Origin of the sequence: uncultured Algibacter sp. (assembly GCF_947490405.1) — a bacterium.
GTDB lineage: Bacteria > Bacteroidota > Bacteroidia > Flavobacteriales > Flavobacteriaceae > Algibacter_B.
On record NZ_CANLGU010000002.1, the window covers coordinates 655972 to 675293 of the forward strand.

Consider the following 19322-nt stretch of genomic DNA (forward strand, 5'->3'; position numbering starts at 1 on the left):
CATGAATACACTTTTATCTATAGAAACAAGAAACGCTGTTTTACTTAAAATGGCAGTGCTTTTAGAACAAGAACGACAGGCGATAATCGCTATTAATAAAGCCGATTTAGATGCTTACAGTGGTGATGATATTTCGATGTTTGACCGTTTGAAAGTTGACGATGCTAAAGTTGATGAGATGATTAATGCGGTAACGCATTTAGCATCTCAAGATGATCCTGTTGGTGTGGAGCGTTTTAGCTTTAAACACGATAACGGTATGCAGGTATATAACAAAACAGCATCGTTTGGTACGGTGTTAATTATTTATGAATCGCGTCCTGATGTAACGGTTGAAGCTGCTGGTATTGCGTTTAAATCTGGAAACAAAATATTACTAAAAGGTGGTAAAGAGTCATTACGATCTAACCTTAAAATTGTAGAATTATGGCACCAAGCTTTGGAGGAAGAAGGCGAATCTACTGATTGGGTAGCGTATTTGCAATTTAATAGAACAGAAACACAAGCGTTTTTAGAAAAGCCAACGCAAAAAGTAGATTTAATTGTACCACGAGGCGGCGAACGTTTAATTGCTTTTGTGAAGCAACACGCTATGTGTCCTGTTATTATTAGTGGTCGTGGTAATAACTTTGTGTACGTTCATAAAGATGCAGATGTAGATATTGCTGCAGACGTGATTATGAATGGAAAATCAAAAATATCAGCTTGTAATGCTGTTGATAAGGTTTTAATAGATGAAAATCTTCCAAATAAGCAGGCGTTTGTAAACACGTTGATTTCAAAATTAAAAGACTATAAGATTGAAGTTTTAGGTGATGAAATCATTTCAAAAACAAACGGATTAGAATCTATAACATCTGATGATATTTGGTACGAGGAGTTCTTAGATTATAAGATTCTTATAGGTGAAATTGCATCAAACCAAGATACTATTGCTATGATTAATAAGTATTCTGGTGGGCATTCGTCTTCCATCATTACAAACAATGATGCCGAAGCAAAACTGTTTATGGAAAATGTAGATACAGCAGCAGTGTATCATAACGCATCAACGCGATTTACCGATGGCGGACAATTAGGATTAGGTGGCGAATTAGCCATAAGTACAGATAAACTACACCAACGCGGGCCAATTGGTTTGCAGCATTTGGTGACGAATAAATGGTATGTTCATGGTAACGGACAAATACGATAAATCCATAATAAGTATTTTGAGAAATAGCTTGTGATAACAAGATGAAGAAAAAACGCATATTACTAAAAATGGGGTCTAATACCCTTACCAAGGAAACCGATAATATTTCTAGAGGTAAAATTGAAGATATGGCAAGTCAAATTGCCAAACTTCAAAATACCTGTGAGTTTATTATTGTAAGTTCTGGTGCTATAGCGGTGGCAAAACAGTTTGTAAAATTAGAAAGTAAGCAAGAGGATATTTTTGTAAAGCAAGCATTGGCTTCTATTGGTCAGCCCCATTTAATACGTATTTATCAGGAGATTTTTAGGGAATATGGTTTACTAACATCGCAATGTTTATTGTCGTATTCAGATTTTGAAAAAGAAGAAAGTAAACTTAATATATCCAATACCATTAATGTATTAGTAAATAATAATTACATACCAATTATTAATGAAAATGATACGGTAGCTACTGATGAAATCAAGTTTGGTGATAATGATAAATTAGGAGCTTTAACGGCATCACTTTTGGATGTTGATTTGTTTATTATTGCTACCAACACGAACGGTATTTATACCAAAGCTTCTATGGAGAACGGTACACCAAAAACCATTGCAGAAGTCACTGATTTTACAGCGTTGGCAGATGAGGTAGTAAGCTCTAAATCCTCGCACGGAAGTGGCGGTATGCAGAGTAAAATTGAAGCAGCTCAAGTTACTAAAGGTGCTAATATAGAAACATGGATTGTAAACGGACTAGAAGATAATTTTATAGTGAATGCTATGGAAAACAAGGTAGCGTTTACAAAAATAAAATAAGTGATTGTCTGAGTTTGAGTTAAAATATGTTGCCATTAACACGCCCTTTTACAAAGCGGCTGTTACGATTAGAGAAAAACTATTTTTTAAAGATATGACCAATAGTTTAGATTTAATTAATGATGAATTTGAAACAACGGCTTTACATGTAGTGTGTTTAAAGGGAAATGAAGTGATTGGAACTGGGCGTTTGCACACAGAAGGTAAAAAAAACATCATATCTCAAATGGCAGTTAAAGCTGTTTATCAAAAAAAAGGCGTTGGTGCTAAAATATTGAATGAACTGGTTGGATATAGTAGAAAAAACGGAATTTCTAATATCGAACTTAGTGCAAGGGCAACAGCAATACATTTTTATAAGAAGCATGATTTTATAGCTTTTGGAGCTAAATATCCGTCACAAAAAACAGGAATTATGCATCAACAAATGGTGTTGATGCCGCAATAAAATTAGACCTCTCTGATTTAAAAAAATTACAGGTCTGGAAAAGAATAAAAAAGTATGAAACATTACACATCAATACACGATATAGATAATATTAAGGCTTGGATTGAAGATGCAAAAGCATTAAAAGCAAATCCATTACAGCATGTTGCTTTAGGAAAAGATAAAACCATAGGGTTATTATTCTTTAATTCTAGTTTGCGTACACGTTTAAGCACGCAAAAAGCAGCTTTAAACTTAGGGATGAATCCTATTGTAATGAATGTGTCTGGTGATGCTTGGGGTATTGAATTTGGTGACGGTACGGTTATGGACGGCACTACTGCAGAACATATTAAAGAAGCAGCAGCTGTGGTATCTCAATATTGCGATATTATTGCAGTGCGTGCATTTCCAACCTTAACTGATAAGGCAAAAGACGAGAGCGAGCACGTTTTAAAGTCTTTTACTAAATATGCCTCTGTACCTATTGTAAATATGGAAAGCGCTACAGGGCATCCATTACAAGGATTAACAGATGCTTTAACTATTTCAGAACATGCTAAAACCAAGCGTCCAAAAGTAGTGTTAAGTTGGGCGCCGCATATAAAAGCCTTACCGCATGCGGTGGCCAATAGCTTTACTCAAGCCATGCAAAAAATGGATGTGGAATTTGTAATTGCAAACCCCGAAGGTTATAATTTGAATCCTGAAATTATAGGTGATACACCTGTTTGTCACAATCAAGAAGACGCGTTTAAGGATGCCGATTTTGTATATACCAAAAATTGGAGTTCTTATGAAGACTATGGTAAAGTTGTAAATAAAGATGCGAATTGGATGATTACTAAAGAAAAATTAGGGCATGCAAAATTTATGCATTGTTTGCCCGTAAGACGTAATGTGGTTGTTGAAGATGCGGTTTTAGATAGCGATAGTTCCATAGTAATAGCACAAGCTAATAACAGAACTTATGCGGCACAATTAGTGCTTAAAAAGATATTAGAAGATTTATAGGGATGTTAGATTTTCTAAAGAAAAATAAAGCCTTTCAATATGAAAAGGAAAATAGTTTTAAAAATTCTAATCATCCTTGTTTATATATAAAAAAACAAAATGGTTACGTAGTTTTTTTTATTATTCAAGATGATATTATAGATTTTGGTGTTTACACTTTAAGAAAAAAGTTAATTACTTTTATTTCGAATATTAATTTCTTATTAAATGATGATTCTAAGAGTAATTTTATAAATGAAAATATTATTGAAAATTATATAAATTATCTCTTGAAGAAAAACATTAGATAAATGAAAGAACAACTATCCATAGTAAAAATCGGTGGGAATGTTATTGAGGATGCAGTAGCACTTCAATCTTTTTTAGAGCATTTCTCTAAAATAGAAGGAAAGAAGATTTTGGTACATGGTGGTGGCAAACGTGCAACACATGTGGCTTCAAAATTGGGTATAGCATCAAATATGGTGAATGGGCGTCGTATTACTGATGCCGATACTTTAGAGGTAATTACTATGGTTTACGGCGGTTTAGTAAATAAAAATATCGTCGCTAAACTTCAAGGACTGCAGGTTGATGCTATTGGTTTAACAGGAGCAGATGTTAATAGTATTTATTCCGAAAAACGACCAGTTAAAGACATTGATTATGGTTTTGTAGGTGATGTAAAAAAAGTAAATCACAAATCTATAAACAAGTTAATTGAAGCAGATTTTACACCCGTATTTTGCGCGATTACGCATGATAAAAACGGACAATTATTCAATACCAATGCAGATACTATTGCATCTGAATTGGCTATAGGCCTTTCAGAATTATACAATGTAGAGTTGTATTTTTGTTTTGAAAAAAACGGTGTACTAAAATCTGTTGAGGATGATAATTCGGTAATAGAATATATGGATTACGGTACTTATGAGCAGTTAAAACACCAAGGTGTATTTCATGATGGGATGTTGCCCAAACTTGCCAATAGTTTTCATGCGATAGCATCTGGTGTGTCTAGGGTATTTATAGGAAATCCTACGGTAATCAGTAATAAAAATCAAAAGTTTACTACCTTGTATTTATGATAGAGCAACTTACAAAAGACGCTATAACATTACTCAAAACTTTGATTGAAACACAGTCGTTTTCATCAGAAGAGGATAACACTGCTACACATATTGAAACGTGGTTTAGGCGTTGCGATATTGATTTTAAACGTACTAAGAATAACGTTTGGGCGGTAAACAAACATTTTGAAGCAGGCAAACCAACCTTGTTGCTAAACTCGCATCACGATACGGTTAAACCAAATTCGGCTTATACCAACGATCCTTTTAAGGCTTTTGTAGAAGATGGTAAGTTATATGGTTTAGGAAGTAATGATGCTGGAGGTTGCTTGGTTTCGTTAATAGCAACGTTTACATATTTTTACAACCACGAAAATTTAAAATATAATTTAGTTGTTGTCGCTTCTGCGGAAGAAGAAAGCAGTGGGCCTAATGGGTTAAATAGTATGTTACCTATCATCCCGAAAATTGATGTGGCTATAGTGGGCGAACCCACTTTAATGGATCTCGCCGTAGCTGAAAAAGGTTTAGTAGTCTTTGATGCGGTTATTGAAGGCACACCAAGTCATGCGGCACATCCTAATAACAACAACGCTATTTATAATAGTATTGAAGCTTTGCAGTGGTTTAAAGATTTTAAGTTTGAAAAAGGCTCTGAAGCCTTAGGAGATGTAAAGTTAACCGTAACACAAATAAATGCAGGTTCGCAACATAATGTGGTGCCCGGGCATGTGGATTTGGTGATTGATGTTCGTGTGAATGACGCCTATAGCAATGCTGAAATTGCCAAAATATTAGAAGAAAAAGCACCAGTTACTAAAATTACACCACGTAGTTTACGTTTAAATTCATCGTCTATTCCTGTGAATCATGATTTGGTAAAGGCAGGTTTATCCATGGGAAGAACGAGTTATGGGTCGCCAACATTGTCTGATCAAGCGGTATTGTCTTGCCCTAGTTTAAAATTAGGACCTGGTGATAGTACAAGATCGCATTCGGCCAATGAATTTATTTATGTAAATGAAATTGAAGAAGGTATTAAAATATATGTTGAATTGTTGAATCGGGTAATTGTTTAGCAATTCTGTTATTCCTGCGTAGGCAGGAATCCAACCAATAAAATAAAATAGATTCCCGCCTTCGCGGGAATGACAAAAAACTTTAGAATGAAACTCTGGGATAAAGGCATATCAATAGATAAAAAAATAGAAAATTTTACCGTTGGGAACGATCGTGAAATTGACATACATATTGCGAAGTATGATGTTATAGCATCAAAAGCACACGCTAAAATGCTTCAAAAAATCGGTATTATTACGGTTGAAGAATTGGTTGATTTATTAAGAGGATTAAAAACCTTAGAGACGCAAATTGAAAACGGAACGTTTGTTATAGAAGAACAGTTTGAAGATGTGCATTCTAAAATTGAGTTTGAATTAACGAAGTCTTTAGGCGAGGTTGGAAAAAAAATCCATACCGCACGTTCTAGAAACGATCAAGTGCTTGTGGCTTGCCATTTGTATTATAAGGATAGTTTAAGTTTAATTAGAACTAAAACAAGAACACTTTTTGATACGCTTTTAAATTTAGCAGATGGTTATAAAGATAAAGTTTTACCAGGATATACGCATTTACAAGTGGCAATGCCATCCTCATTTGGTTTATGGTTTTCAGCTTACGCTGAGTTAATGATTGATGATGTGTTTTTATTGGATGCTGCCATTAAAACGGTAGACCAAAACCCTTTAGGTTCGGCGGCAGGTTACGGTAGTTCGTTTCCAATAGATAGAGAATTGACTACGAAAGAAATGGATTTTTCAACCTTAAAATACAATGTTGTTGCAGCACAAATGGGTCGCGGTAAAAACGAGCGTACTATTGCTGCAGCTTTAGGAAGTTTAAGTAATACTTTGGCGCGTTTTGCAATGGATACTTGTTTGTACATGAGTCAGAATTTTGGGTTTATTTCGTTCCCGGATGAGTTAACTACAGGAAGTAGTATTATGCCACATAAAAAGAATCCGGATGTATTTGAGCTAATTCGCGGAAAGTGTAACAAAATACAAGCGTTACAAACCGAAATGGTTTTAATTACCAACAATTTACCTAGCGGTTATCACAGAGATTTTCAGTTATTAAAAGAAAATATGATTGCTGCTTTTGAAGAGTTAAAAGATATTTTAGATATTTTTAATTATTCTATTCAACAAATTATTGTGAAAGATATTGATATTCATGATGATAAGTATAAGTATTTGTTTACTGTAGATAACATTAACACCCTTGTTGTTGAAGGGCAGAGTTTTAGAGAAGCTTACCAAAAAATTGGTGGACAAGTGCAAGACGGTACCTATGTTCCTGATACTTCAAAACAACATACCCATGTTGGTAGTATTCATAATTTGAGTTTAGATAAAATTCGCGAGAAGTTTCCAAGTTAAATTATATCAAAAATAAACTAACTCCCGATTTATTACCCAACATTAGCAAACAGGCGCGTTAGGGATAGCAGTGGAAAGCCCACAGCTTTTGCGCCTTAGCGCATAAGCGAGGACTTGTAACGTATAGCCCGACCCTTGTGGTAACGCCCAAATAATAATTAACAGAAAAAAGTAACGCATTAAAAAAGCGCATTTGTTACAATGCGCTTTTAAGGACTCTCCAAAAAAAATATAAAGTTTAATTTGTTTGATGACTAACTCAAATAATTAAATAATGGTGGATTGCCCTAAATGTATATTAGTAAAGTTTAGATTAGTTTCATCTGGATTTTGTATAAAATCTTCTATAAAATCACCCACTTTTGTTGTGGTTATATTGTCGTATTTGGTATTTAAATCTGGTGTTGTAATATGTAGTTTTAAAGACTTGTCTACACCATCTCTAACTAATGCAGCTTCCTCATATAGCCCAAAATGGTCGAGTAACATGGCTGCTGATAAAATAGAAGCAATTGGGTTGGCGATACCTTTGTTTGCTGCTTTTGTATAAGCACCGTGTATGGGTTCAAACATGGCATGTTTATCGCCAATTGATGCGGACGCTAACAACCCAATGGAACCTACAATAACACTGGCTTCTTCTGATAGAATATCGCCAAACATATTTTCGGTTAAAATAACATCAAATTGCCTTGGTTTTATAATGAGTTCCATGGCTGCATTATCGATGTACATGTAGTTAACCTTCACGTTTGGATATTGTGGTGCAATTTCTTTTACCACACGTCTCCATAGGCGCGAGCTTTCTAGTACATTGGCTTTATCTACAAGGGTTAATTTGCTTTTTCTGGACAAGGCTGCTTTAAAGGCTTGGTGTGTAATACGTTCGATTTCGAAACGTTCGTATTTGCATACATCTGAAGCAATGTTTCCATCATCACTTAAATAACGTTCGCCAAAATAAATACCACCTGTTAACTCACGGTAAATAAGAATATTGGTGTCTTTTATTTGCTTGACTTTAAGTGAAGATTTGTTTAGTAAATCTTCATAGGCGATAATGGGTCTAATGTTGGTGTGTAAGCCTAGTTCTTTTCGGATTCCTAGAAGTCCTTGTTCTGGACGTATTTTAGCATCAGGATCTTCATCATATTTTGTGTCGCCTATAGCTCCGAATAAAACAGCATCAGCTTTTTTACACATGCTGATGGTTTCTTCTGGTAATGGATGTCCTTTTTTATCAATGGCACTGGCTCCAATCAACCCTTTTTGAAATGTAAATATATGATTGAATTCCATAGCTATTGCTTTCAAAACCTTTACGGCTTGAGCAGTAACTTCTGGCCCTATACCATCGCCTTCTAATACGGCAATATTTAATTTCATCAATCTCGTTTTTACATTTCCGCAAAGGCAGAAATCTAATTTATTTAAGCAGAAGTAATCTCGTTATATACTTTGCTGTTTTCTATAATTTGATGGATGTCGTTATCATCAACTTCCTTTTTCTTATCAGCAAAATCTAAGAAATTTGTGTAGATCTCGTCTAATTGAAGTTTTGTTAATTCATATCCAATATTCTTTGCTCTATAAGCTAATGCAGCTCTTCCACTTCTTGCTGTTAATACAATGGCAGATTCTGTTACACCAACATCTTTAGGGTCTATAATTTCGTAAGTTTCACGATTTTTTATAACACCATCTTGATGGATTCCAGAACTATGTGCAAATGCATTAGCGCCAACAATAGCTTTATTTGGTTGTGTATAGATACCCATACTATCTGATACTAATTGGCTAATACCATATAACATTTCGGTTTGAATACCAGTATCCAGATTTAAATATGGGTGTTGTTTTAAAATCATTACTACTTCCTCCAAAGCGGTATTTCCAGCACGTTCTCCAATACCATTGATGGTACATTCAATTTGACGCGCGCCATTAATAACCCCTTCAATAGAGTTTGCAGTTGCTAATCCTAAATCGTTATGGCAATGGCAAGATAAAATAGCTTTATCAATCCCTTTTACGTTTTCTTTTAAATATTTAATTTTTGCACCATATTCGTGAGGAAGACAATATCCAGTTGTGTCTGGTATGTTTAATACTGTTGCTCCAGCTTTTATAACTGCTTCGCAAACTCTGGCTAAATATGCATTGTCTGTTCTACCAGCATCTTCCGCATAAAACTCTACATCTTCAACAAAAGATTTCGCATAACTCACAGCTTTAACTGCACGTTCTATAATAGCGTCTTGGGTCGATTTAAATTTGAATTTTATATGAGATTCTGAAGTGCCAATTCCAGTGTGTATTCTTGGGGTTTTAGCATGTTTTAATGCCTCTCCAGCTACTTTTATGTCGTTTTCAACCGAGCGAGTTAAACCGCAAACCGTAGCATGCTTTACTATTTTAGAAATTTCTTCAACTGATTTAAAATCACCAGGACTAGACACAGGAAAACCAGCTTCAATGATATCTACACCTAATAAGTCAAGCTGTTCAGCAATGACTAATTTTTGCTCAGTGTTCAATTTACAACCAGGGACTTGCTCACCATCTCTTAGCGTTGTATCAAAAATTTGGACTTTATTATCAGACATTTATTAAAATATATTTTCTTATTCCTATACGAATTTATATTTTGGTTTCGTAAAAGCTACTATTCATCTCATTTTTTTTACGATGTTTAACCATGGTGTTAAAGGTTTAATTAATTGAAAATCAAGACAATGAGACTTATTTTGTGACTATGACAAAAGAGCAAAAAGATAATTTATTCATATTAATAAAATCATTGTCTAAATCAGAAAAAAGACAATTCAAGCTTTATGTGGGTCGATTAGGTGTTAATGAGGAATCAAAATTTTTGAAACTCTTTAATATTCTTGACAAACTTTTGGTTTACAATGAAGCCGTAATCCTCAAAAAAGGCATTGTTAAGAAACAGCAACTTTCAAACCTTAAAGCACACTTATACAAGCAAATTTTAATCAGTTTGCGTTTAAACCCTTCGCATCAAGATATCAGGATTCAAATTCGCGAGCAACTCGATTTTGCAACCATTTTGTACCATAAAGGGCTTTATAAACAAAGCTTAAAAATTCTTGATAAGGCCAAAAATTTGGCTATTTCAAATGAGGAGAAAAATGTTGCTTATGAAATTGTAGAGCTTGAAAAAATAATTGAATCTCAGTATATTACAAGAAGTATTAGTAATCGAGCTGATGAATTAACTATTCAAGCCAAAGCGTTGAGTTTACAAAATGTTTTGGCAAGCAAACTGTCTAATTTATCACTACAATTATACGGCTTGTTTTTAAAAACAGGCTATGTCAAGAATGATGAGGAATATCAAATTATAGATAAGTATTATCACGATAGATTACCAAAATACGATATCAATAAACTCGGTTTTCGAGAAAAATTGTGGTTATACAAAGCAAAACTGTGGTATAGCTTTTTAACCGTAGATTTTTTGTCTTGTTACAAATTTGCTTCTAAATGGGTAGATTTATTTTACGAAAATCAAGACATGATAAAGCTAAATCCAGTCTTTTTCCTTCGTGGAAATCATTATTTGTTAGAAGCCTTGTTTTATTTAAGGCAGTATGATAAGTTTAAAGAAACCCTATCAAAATTCGAAGTGGTAACTCAAGAAAAATGGTTTCCTCTAGACGATAATACAGAGTCCTTAGCCTTTTTGTACATTTATAACAACAAGTTTAATTTACACTTTATTGAAGGTAGTTTTGAAAACGGTTTGCCATTAATAGAAGAGGTTTTAGAAAAACTAAAAAATTACAAAAACCGTATAGATGAGCATCATATTATGGTGTTCTATTACAAAATGGCGAGTATGTATTTTGGTGCTGGTGATAGTCGAAAATGCATCTACTACCTCGATAAAATAATAAGTAACAAATCATTGCAAATGCGCGAAGATTTGCTCTGTTTTTCTCGAATATTAAACCTGGTGGCACATTACGAGGCAGGTTTAGATTATAATTTAGACGTACTTATAAGAAGCACATACAAGTTCCTAATAAAAATGGAAGACTTATACGAAGTGCAAAAAGAATTCATTAAATTTTTACGTGGTTTGGGCGACATCTACCCGCACGAGGTAAAAGGTGAATTTAACAAGTTGCACAAAAAATTAAAAGAGTTTGAAAACGATCCCTACCAAAGTCGCGCATTTTTGTATCTAGACATCATTTCGTGGCTAGAATCTAAGATAGAAAACAGACCCATTGGCGATATTATTCGCGATAAATTTAAAGCAACAACCGTATAATTTTTTAGGGCGCAACCCACAAGGGGTCGGGCTTTCCGTTAATAGTTTTGGCTCGATGCACGCCTCGCCAAAAGCTGCCACTGCAATCCCTTGCGCGGGGCCTGTTTGCTTGGGTTAGTACTTTTACTGTTGTAAAGTGGTTGTTTGTGGAGGTTCGTTTAACGGTTGCGTATATGGAAAGTTGCGTGTTTGTGTGCGAGGATTTTCCGAAGGAAAATCAGAAGCTAGCAAACAAATCAACTTACATTGATTAGGCACAAAATAGCAATTTTTTATATACAATGTTACCTACAGTTTTTTATTTATTAATTCGCTCGTCACTATTTCATTTTCATCGTAGATTATATGCTTTATAATTCCAATTCCTAATTCAATATAGATAGTTATTTTATAATTTTCTATTTCGCCAGTATCTATGTCAATAGGGCTAATATCATATTGATGACAATGATGAATTTGATTATCAATCTTAATTTCAATGTTTTTAGAAACTAAATTTATTCTATTCGTTTCTATATTAGGAATATTTGAATTCTCATTGAGGTCGTTTTGCTTAACAATTTCAGAGTATTCAAAAGGAGTAGTTTTAACCGAATTAGGGTGTTTTAAATATAATGAAGTTTGAATTAAATCTTTTTTTTCAAATTCCGCACAATGTTGTCCGTTTTCAGAATTTCGCAGATAAAACTCATCCCCAAATTCTCTTACCAAAAACCAAGTTTGTCCCATATAATTCAATGAGTCGATAACTTTGTTTATCACAGTCGTTTCTTTTGACCTAGAAGTTCCTTTGTCAAAAGTTGTTTGTCTATAAGTCCATTCATTATTGACTTTTAATGGAGTCAAATCTTTCAAGGTAGTTTCTTTAGTTGTGGTTGAGTTCAAATTGTAGGTAATGGATTACCGGATATGCGCCGTTCTTTAATGGCTTATATCCGCAGTTAAACGAAGGTAGCTGAAAATTTTTACAAAATCAAGTGTGTCATTCGCAGTTTTCTATAACTAGCTACTTGCAATTACTAAGAAAACAAAAATAGTATCCCAAAAAATTTGCAGATTAACTTTTCTATACGGTATTCATAATCCCTTGCGCGGGTGTGTTTAATTTAGTCTGTGTTTTTGAGGACTTAGAGTGGTTTATTTGAGGAGTTCGTTTAACGGCGGATATGCGCCGTTCTTTAATGGCTTATATCCGCCGTTAAACGAAGGTAGCTGAAAATTTTTACAAAATCAAGTGCGTTATTCGCAGTTTTCTATAACTAGCTACTTGCAATTACTAAGAAAACAAAAATAGTATCCCAAAAAATTTGCAGATTAACTTTTCTATACGGTATTCGTAATCCCTTGCGCAGGTGTATTTACTTGGGTTAGTGCTTTTGTGGACTTAGAGTTGTTTATTTGAGGAGTTCGTTTAACGGTCTAGGCTATGAGTAGTTGCGTGGTTTAGCACTTAACTTTACAAGTACACACCAAACTGAAAATCCGCGAGGATTTTCAGAAGTAGGCGAGAACAAGCAATTACTTATAGCCATTGTTGTAAGTAGTGTTTTTTTATTAAATACTCAAAATAAAGTCTAACATTTTGGCTCGACCAACGTTTGTATGCGAAGCACTATATAAAACTTTCATATCTGAATCTCTAACAATAATAGTTGTGTTTCTGTCATCGTGGTCTGCCGAACGATTCCAAAAAAAGTATAAAGTGTCACTATTCATTTTGGTTTTCCCCTTTTTGTAATCTTTCTTTTCAACGATAAAAATTGATTGTTTTAAAGCATTTCGAATATCTTTTTCATTTGCCTTTTTTGCCCAACCCTCTACACTTAAAACAATTTTTTTGTATTTAGTTAAATCAGTTTCCAAAGGAATATTTATTATTGAAGATTCAGGTTTCAATACCAAATCTCTTTGTTTGGTAATGTTCACATTTGTTTTTACTGCTTGACCTTGAACTTGCTGAGAATAAGATTTAAAGCAAAAGGTAAGAAACAATGAGACGATGATAATTTTTTTCATTTTTATTTTGTTTTGATGGTATCTGTTTTTTTAGTTGATTGTTCTTTCAAGTTATTTTTGAGTTCAGAATTTTCTTTTTCCAATATAATTATTTTGTCCTCTAAATTTTGGTTTGAATTTTCGATGTTGTTTAACTTTTCTCGTAATTCAAATTCGTCATCCATATTTGATTTTTCTTGGATTAATGTTCCAAAATAAAAAGCAAAACCAATAATTGCGAAAATTGAACCAAAAAGTGCAACAACTTGTCCAATAGGAAGATTTTTTAAAAGTCCGAAAAGTTTATTTATCGTGATTTCTGACAATTGTACTGTATTTTCTTTGAGGTTTATTACTTCTTTGTTTTTGTCATTTAGTTCTGATAGAATTTGGTTTCTATCTTCTAAAATTACGTTCGCACTCGAAATGGCTTCTGAAAGTTGTTTTTTTAACCCTCGATTTTGATTTTCAAAGTATTTCTCATTTTCTTCGTGTTGAATATTTTGAATTTCGGAATACTCTTTAATTTGTTCTATATATGATTCTAAATATTGATTTGCTTGTTTTTTTCCTTTTTCAAGTACTTCATATTTCACATCAGAAAATGGGGTGTCAAAATTAATTTGACTTATTTGTAGCCACTTTGTATCAAAACCATCAAATATTTCTCTTAAATCATTTTCCGTTTTTCCTTTCCAGACTTTGGGTTCAAAGTCAAACGTTCCGATTTCAGATTTTCTTTTTTTTAAAATTTCAATTGCTTTATCTGTTGGTATTTTTAATTGCATATAGAAATTATCTTGGTTTGGTCAACATTACTTACAACGAATTAACGGATATGTGCCGTTGGAATGGCTTATATCCGCCGTTAAACGAAGGTAGCTGAAAATTTTTACAAAATCAAGTGTGTCATTCGCAGTTTTCTATAACTAGCAACTTGCAATTACTAAGAAAACAAAAATAGTATCCCAAAAAATTTGCAGATTAACTTTTCTATACGATATTTGCAGTCATAAAGTTCAAACACTTATTGAAATGTTATCAAGAAAGGTGGAGGGATTAGACCCCGTGAAGCCTTAGCAACCCTTTAAACTTATTAAAGAAGGTGCTAAATTCTACTTAAACACCGATTCATTTATCGGCGTTTGGATAGATAACCCCAAAGAAATTACTTTTTGTAATTTTAATAATTCTTTATAACATTTTTCTATTAAGTCAAAAAAGTACTCTGAAATGCTTTTGCATTGAAGTTTCGATTGAATTTGTCATTCTCGCGAACGCGGGAATCTTTAAGTTTAACTAAATAAGATATAGAAAAATGAGCGATCAAAAATTAGCAACAAACGCATTACACGCAGGTCATGATGTAACAGCAAACGGAGGAGCAAGAGCAGTTCCTATTTACCAAACTACATCGTATGTATTTAACAATTCAGACCACGCAGCAAACCTTTTCTCTTTACAAGAATTAGGGTTTATTTACACACGTTTAAACAACCCAACCAACCAAATTTTACAAGAGCGTTTAGCAGCTGTAGAAGGTGGTATTGGTGCCGTAGTTTTTGCTTCAGGAACAGCAGCTATTGCCACAGGGTTATTAACATTATTAAAGGCAGGTGACCATGTTGTGGCGTCAAGTAGTTTATACGGTGGTACGTATAATTTATTAAGTGTTACGCTTCCAAGATTGGGTATTACAACAACATTTGTGGATGCTTCAAACCCTGATAATTTCAAAGATGCTGTGCAAGATAATACTAGAGCATTTTTTGTGGAGTCTTTAGGGAATCCAAAACTTGATGTTTTAGATTTAGAAGCTATTGCTGCACATTCTAAAGCGGCAGAAGTGCCTTTTATTGTTGATAATACGGTGGCAACACCAGCATTATTAAATCCAATTAAACACGGGGCAAACATTGTTATACACTCATTAACTAAATATATTGGCGGACAAGGCACATCTTTAGGCGGCGCCATTATTGACGCTGGTACTTTCAATTGGGCAAACGGGAAATTCCCAGAATTTACTGAGCCATCTGCGGGTTACCACGGTTTAAAATACCATGAAGTTTTAGGTGCAGCATCTTACACATTCAAATTAATTTTAGAAGGTTTAAGAGATTTTGGTGGCGCTATGAGTCCAACAAATGCATTCAACATCATTCAAGGGTTAGAAACATTACCAGTTAGAATTAAGCAACACAGTGAAAACGCTTTAGAATTGGCAAAATGGTTAGAAGCACAAGACGAAGTGGCTTGGGTAAATTATCCTGGGTTAGAGAGTAGTAAATACAATGCTTTGGCTAAGAAATATTTACCAAACGGACAAAGTGGTATTGTAACCTTTGGACATAAAGGTGGATTCGATGCTGCTAAAACCATTGCAGATGAAACTCAAATATTCTCTTTATTAGCCAATATTGGAGATACTAAATCATTGATTATTCACCCATCAAGTACCACACACCAACAATTGGATGAAGCAGAACAAGCTTCGGCAGGTGTGTCTACAGACTTAATACGTTTGTCTGTTGGTATTGAAGATATTGAAGATTTAAAAGCCGATTTAAAACAAGCATTTGCTAAGATATAATTGATTGAAACAAGACCTGTCAGGTTTTTAAAACCTGACAGGTTTAAAAATAACACGAGTTAGTATTCCTCTCTTTCGGGGAGGTTAGGAGGGGCTTTATGAAACACGAATTACAACATATTACCATTGCCAATTACATTACTGAAAGTGGTGCGCGTAACCCTGAAATTAAATTAAGCTACCAAGTTTTTGGTAAGGCTTTGGGAAGTGCGCCCATTGTGTTGGTTAATCATGCATTGACAGGAAATAGTGAGGTGGCTGGTGCCAACGGATGGTGGAAAGATTTAATTGGTGATGATAAGGTTATTGATACCAAATTGTATTCGGTGTTGGCGTTTAATATTCCAGGGAACGGTTTTGATGGTTTTGTGATTGATAATTATAAAGATTTTGTGGCACGCGATGTGGCAAAGTTATTTTTACAAGGCTTAAAAGCGCTAGGTACTGGCAAATTATTCGCCACAATTGGCGGCTCTTTAGGCGGTGGCATTGCTTGGGAAATGGCGGTGTTACAACCTGATTTCACAGAGCATTTGGTAGTTGTGGCTACCGATTGGAAATCTACCGATTGGTTGATTGCCAACTGCCAAATACAAGAACAATTCTTATTAAACTCTAAGCATCCTGTACACGATGCGCGTATGCATGCTATGTTGTGTTACCGCACGCCAGAGTCGTTTAAAGAACGTTTTAAGCGTTCTAAAAATGATGATTTAGAAATTTTTAATGTCGAAAGTTGGTTGTTGCATCATGGAAAAAAATTGCAGGAACGGTTTCAGTTATCAGCTTATAAATTGATGAATCAGTTATTAAAGTCTATTGATGTGACTAAAGGTCGTTCTAGTAACTTTAATGTGCTTGAAAATATAGAAGCCAAAATCCATATTGTAGGTGTAGATTCTGATTTATTTTTTACTGCTGAAGAAAACCGTGAAACCCATAAACAGTTGGCCTTAACACATCCTAATGTGACGTATAACGAAATACATTCGGTGCACGGGCACGATGCATTTTTAATGGAATACGATCAACTTGAAAAAATTGTAGAAGGCATTTTTGTACCACATTCTAAAAGAAAACCAATGAAGGTATTAAAATTTGGAGGTAAATCTTTAGCCAACGGAAAAGGCTTAGAAACAGTACTTTCAATTATAAAAAATAAAGTGGAAGCTGGCGATAGAATTTCTGTTGTGGTTTCTGCAAGAGGTTCAGCAACAGATGCTTTAGATGCTATTTTGAATAAAGCGCTAAAAGGAGCGTCGTATCAAGAGGATTTAGAAGCGTTTAAAGCATATCAAATTGAGCCTTTAAAAACCATAGATTTTTCTGAAGAATTTTCAGTTTTAGATAAGTTGTTTGAAGGAGTTAGCCTGTTACGAGATTACAGTAAAAAAACCAAGGATAATATATTGGCGCAAGGCGAATTGTTATCTATCAAACTGATTGCAAATTTATTGAATGCGCATGGAGTAAAAGCTCAAGCAACTGACGCGCGAGAACTTATAAAAACGGATGAATCTTTTGGCAATGCACAACCATTATCAAAAATTTCAAAAGAAAATACACAGGCTTATTTTAATGCAAATAAAGGTGTGGTTAATGTAGTGGCTGGTTTTATAGCGTCTAATTTAAAGAATGAAACAACCACTTTAGGACGTAACGGTAGTAATTATACTGCTGCTTTAATCGCAAATTTTTTAGATGCTGAAGAATTACAAAACTATACGCATGTTAGTGGAATTTATACCGCAGACCCTGGATTGGTTCCTGATGCAAAACAAATTAGAGAATTATCTTTTAGTGAAGCTAATGAACTAGCCAATTTTGGAACGTCTGTGTTACATGCTAAAACCATTATTCCTTTAGTTGAGAAAAATATCAACTTACGTATTTTAAATACGTTTAATGCTGATGACGAGGGGACGCTAATTACTGCAAGACCAAGCACTAAAGAAGTGACGTCGTTATCTATTTTAGATAATGTGGCCTTGTTGAATTTAGAAGGGCGCGGTTTACTCGGAAAAATTGGTGTAGATGCCCGAATTTTTGGAGCGTTAAGCAAATACGGTATTAGCGTGAGCATTGTGTCTCAGGGTTCTTCAGAAAGAGGCATCGGATTGATTATTGATGCAGACCAAGCTACCCAAGCAGTTATTGCTTTAGAGCGAGAGTTTGAAAGCGATTTCTATTCGCAAGATGTGAATAAAATTGATGTTATTGATGATGTTGCGGTTATTTCGATTATTGGAATTGAGTTAAGTTCGTTTCATAAACCGTTTAATGCTTTAATTAAAAACCAGATTACACCCTTATTATTTAATAATACGGTTACGGGCAAGAATGTGAGTTTGGTGGTGAAGAAATCGCAATTACACAAAGCAGTAAACGTAGTTCATGGTGAAGTTTTCGGGATTTCTAAAAAGATAAATATTGCCATTTTTGGACACGGTGGTGTTGGTGGCGCATTGATTAATCAGATATTAAAATCGAAAGACGATATTGAAAAGCGTAAAGGCATCAATTTGAATGTGTTTGCCATTGCGAATTCTAGAAAATTGGTATTGGATAAAAATGGCGCGAATGCCAATTGGGAAACTGCTATTGCTTCGAGTACGTATAAGAGTTCGATTGAAGATGTTATTACTTATGCAAAAAATCATCATTTAGAGAATTTGATAGCGGTAGATAATACGGCGAGTTCGGAGTTTTATACCAATTATATTCCGTTAGTTGAAGCGGGATTCGATTTGGTATCGTCCAACAAAATAGCGAATACCATTTCGCATGCGTTTTATACTGAATTACGAGTACAATTAGCCAAAAACAACAAACAGTATTTATACGAAACAACGGTTGGTGCGGGTTTACCGTTAATTGATACGATTAAATTATTGCACGAATCTGGAGAAAATATCACACGAATTAGAGGTGTGTTTTCGGGGACGTTGAGTTATTTGTTTAATAATTTTTCTGTGGAAGACAAGCCGTTTAGTGCCATTATTCAAGAAACGGTGGATAAAGGATTTACAGAACCCGACCCGCGAGAAGATTTCTCTGGAAACGACGTGGCGAGAAAACTGTTAATTCTTGCAAGAGAATTAGATTTACAAAATGAGTTTGAAGATGTTGAAGTGTTGAATTTGATTCCTGAGGCGTATAGAGATATTTCGGTGGAAGACTTTTTGAGTCAGTTAGAGGTTTTAGATGCGCAATATCAGAAGTTGAAAGACGAGCAAAAGGAAGGGCATGTGCTAAGATATGTTGGTGATTTATCGGGAGATTTATCACAAGATAAAGGGAATCTGGAAGTAAAATTAGTATCTATTCCAGAGGATAGTACGTTGGGCCACGTAAAAGGCTCTGATGCTATTTTTGAAATATTTACCGAAAGTTATGGCGAGCAACCTATAGTAATTCAAGGAGCGGGCGCTGGTGCTGAGGTTACCGCACGCGGAGTTTTTGGTGATATTTTGCGGTTGAGTAAGCATATTAATTAGGTAAA

16 protein-coding genes and 1 riboswitch are annotated in these 19322 nt (G+C 34.4%); of the genes, 11 read left to right on the forward strand and 5 right to left on the reverse strand.

What is annotated here, in order from left to right:
• The first annotated feature begins 1 nt into the window (after position 1).
• The 8 genes from Q0772_RS06775 (at position 2) to argH (ending at position 6932) form a co-directional block, all read left to right on the forward strand.
• A complete protein-coding gene (locus Q0772_RS06775; RefSeq protein WP_298341891.1) occupies positions 2–1195 on the forward strand; it encodes a glutamate-5-semialdehyde dehydrogenase in 1194 nt (397 codons plus the stop codon).
• A gap of 41 nt (positions 1196–1236) precedes the next feature.
• Positions 1237–1998, forward strand: a complete 762-nt coding sequence (proB, locus tag Q0772_RS06780; protein ID WP_298341894.1) for a glutamate 5-kinase — start codon at positions 1237–1239, stop codon at positions 1996–1998.
• 4 nt (positions 1999–2002) lie between these two features.
• Positions 2003–2446 carry a GNAT family N-acetyltransferase gene (locus Q0772_RS06785; RefSeq protein ID WP_298341896.1) on the forward strand — a complete coding sequence of 148 codons (444 nt, stop codon included), beginning with the start codon at positions 2003–2005 and terminating at the stop codon, positions 2444–2446.
• 54 nt (positions 2447–2500) lie between these two features.
• Positions 2501–3439 carry an N-acetylornithine carbamoyltransferase gene (locus Q0772_RS06790; protein ID WP_298341899.1) on the forward strand — a complete coding sequence of 313 codons (939 nt, stop codon included), beginning with the start codon at positions 2501–2503 and terminating at the stop codon, positions 3437–3439.
• Positions 3440–3441: 2 nt separating this feature from the next.
• On the forward strand, positions 3442–3729 hold the full coding sequence (locus Q0772_RS06795; protein WP_298341902.1) for a hypothetical protein: 288 nt from the start codon (positions 3442–3444) through the stop codon (positions 3727–3729).
• Entirely contained in the window at positions 3730–4509 is a 780-nt protein-coding gene (gene argB / locus Q0772_RS06800) for an acetylglutamate kinase (protein WP_298341906.1), read from the forward strand. It begins immediately after the preceding gene.
• Entirely contained in the window at positions 4506–5570 is a 1065-nt protein-coding gene (locus Q0772_RS06805) for a M20 family metallo-hydrolase (protein WP_298341909.1), read from the forward strand. The genes argB and Q0772_RS06805 overlap by 4 nt, the downstream gene beginning before the upstream one ends.
• 87 nt (positions 5571–5657) lie before the next feature.
• Positions 5658–6932, forward strand: coding sequence for an argininosuccinate lyase (argH, locus tag Q0772_RS06810; protein WP_298341912.1), 1275 nt, complete (start codon positions 5658–5660; stop codon positions 6930–6932).
• 267 nt (positions 6933–7199) lie between these two features.
• Here argH and leuB read toward each other — a convergent pair whose 3' ends face one another.
• Together leuB and Q0772_RS06820 are read right to left on the reverse strand one after the other, a co-directional pair.
• A complete protein-coding gene (gene leuB / locus Q0772_RS06815; protein ID WP_298341915.1) occupies positions 7200–8318 on the reverse strand; it encodes a 3-isopropylmalate dehydrogenase in 1119 nt (372 codons plus the stop codon).
• Positions 8319–8362: 44 nt separating this feature from the next.
• Entirely contained in the window at positions 8363–9538 is a 1176-nt protein-coding gene (locus Q0772_RS06820; protein WP_298341918.1) for a 2-isopropylmalate synthase, read from the reverse strand.
• A gap of 149 nt (positions 9539–9687) precedes the next feature.
• Between Q0772_RS06820 and Q0772_RS06825 the strand changes: the two genes are divergently transcribed.
• A complete protein-coding gene (locus tag Q0772_RS06825) occupies positions 9688–11232 on the forward strand; it encodes a hypothetical protein (protein WP_298341921.1) in 1545 nt (514 codons plus the stop codon).
• A gap of 288 nt (positions 11233–11520) precedes the next feature.
• Here the strand turns inward: Q0772_RS06825 and Q0772_RS06830 are convergent, their stop codons facing one another.
• The 3 genes from Q0772_RS06830 to Q0772_RS06840 form a co-directional block, all read right to left on the reverse strand.
• Entirely contained in the window at positions 11521–12117 is a 597-nt protein-coding gene (locus tag Q0772_RS06830) for a hypothetical protein (RefSeq protein ID WP_298341924.1), read from the reverse strand.
• A 669-nt stretch (positions 12118–12786) separates the two neighbouring features.
• The gene (locus Q0772_RS06835; RefSeq protein ID WP_298341927.1) at positions 12787–13248 is read right to left on the reverse strand and encodes a hypothetical protein; all 462 of its coding nucleotides are present in this window, start codon (positions 13246–13248) and stop codon (positions 12787–12789) included.
• Positions 13249–13250: 2 nt separating this feature from the next.
• Positions 13251–14015 (reverse strand): hypothetical protein, encoded by a 765-nt coding sequence (locus Q0772_RS06840; RefSeq protein ID WP_298341930.1) that lies wholly within the window; start codon positions 14013–14015, stop codon positions 13251–13253.
• A gap of 247 nt (positions 14016–14262) precedes the next feature.
• A riboswitch (SAM riboswitch) is annotated at positions 14263–14387 on the forward strand.
• 158 nt (positions 14388–14545) lie between these two features.
• Here Q0772_RS06840 and Q0772_RS06845 point away from each other — a divergent pair.
• On the forward strand, positions 14546–15820 hold the full coding sequence (locus tag Q0772_RS06845) for an O-acetylhomoserine aminocarboxypropyltransferase/cysteine synthase family protein (RefSeq protein WP_298341932.1): 1275 nt from the start codon (positions 14546–14548) through the stop codon (positions 15818–15820).
• 98 nt (positions 15821–15918) lie between these two features.
• Positions 15919–19317, forward strand: coding sequence for a bifunctional aspartate kinase/homoserine dehydrogenase I (gene thrA / locus Q0772_RS06850; RefSeq protein WP_298341934.1), 3399 nt, complete (start codon positions 15919–15921; stop codon positions 19315–19317).
• Positions 19318–19322: the final 5 nt, after the last annotated feature.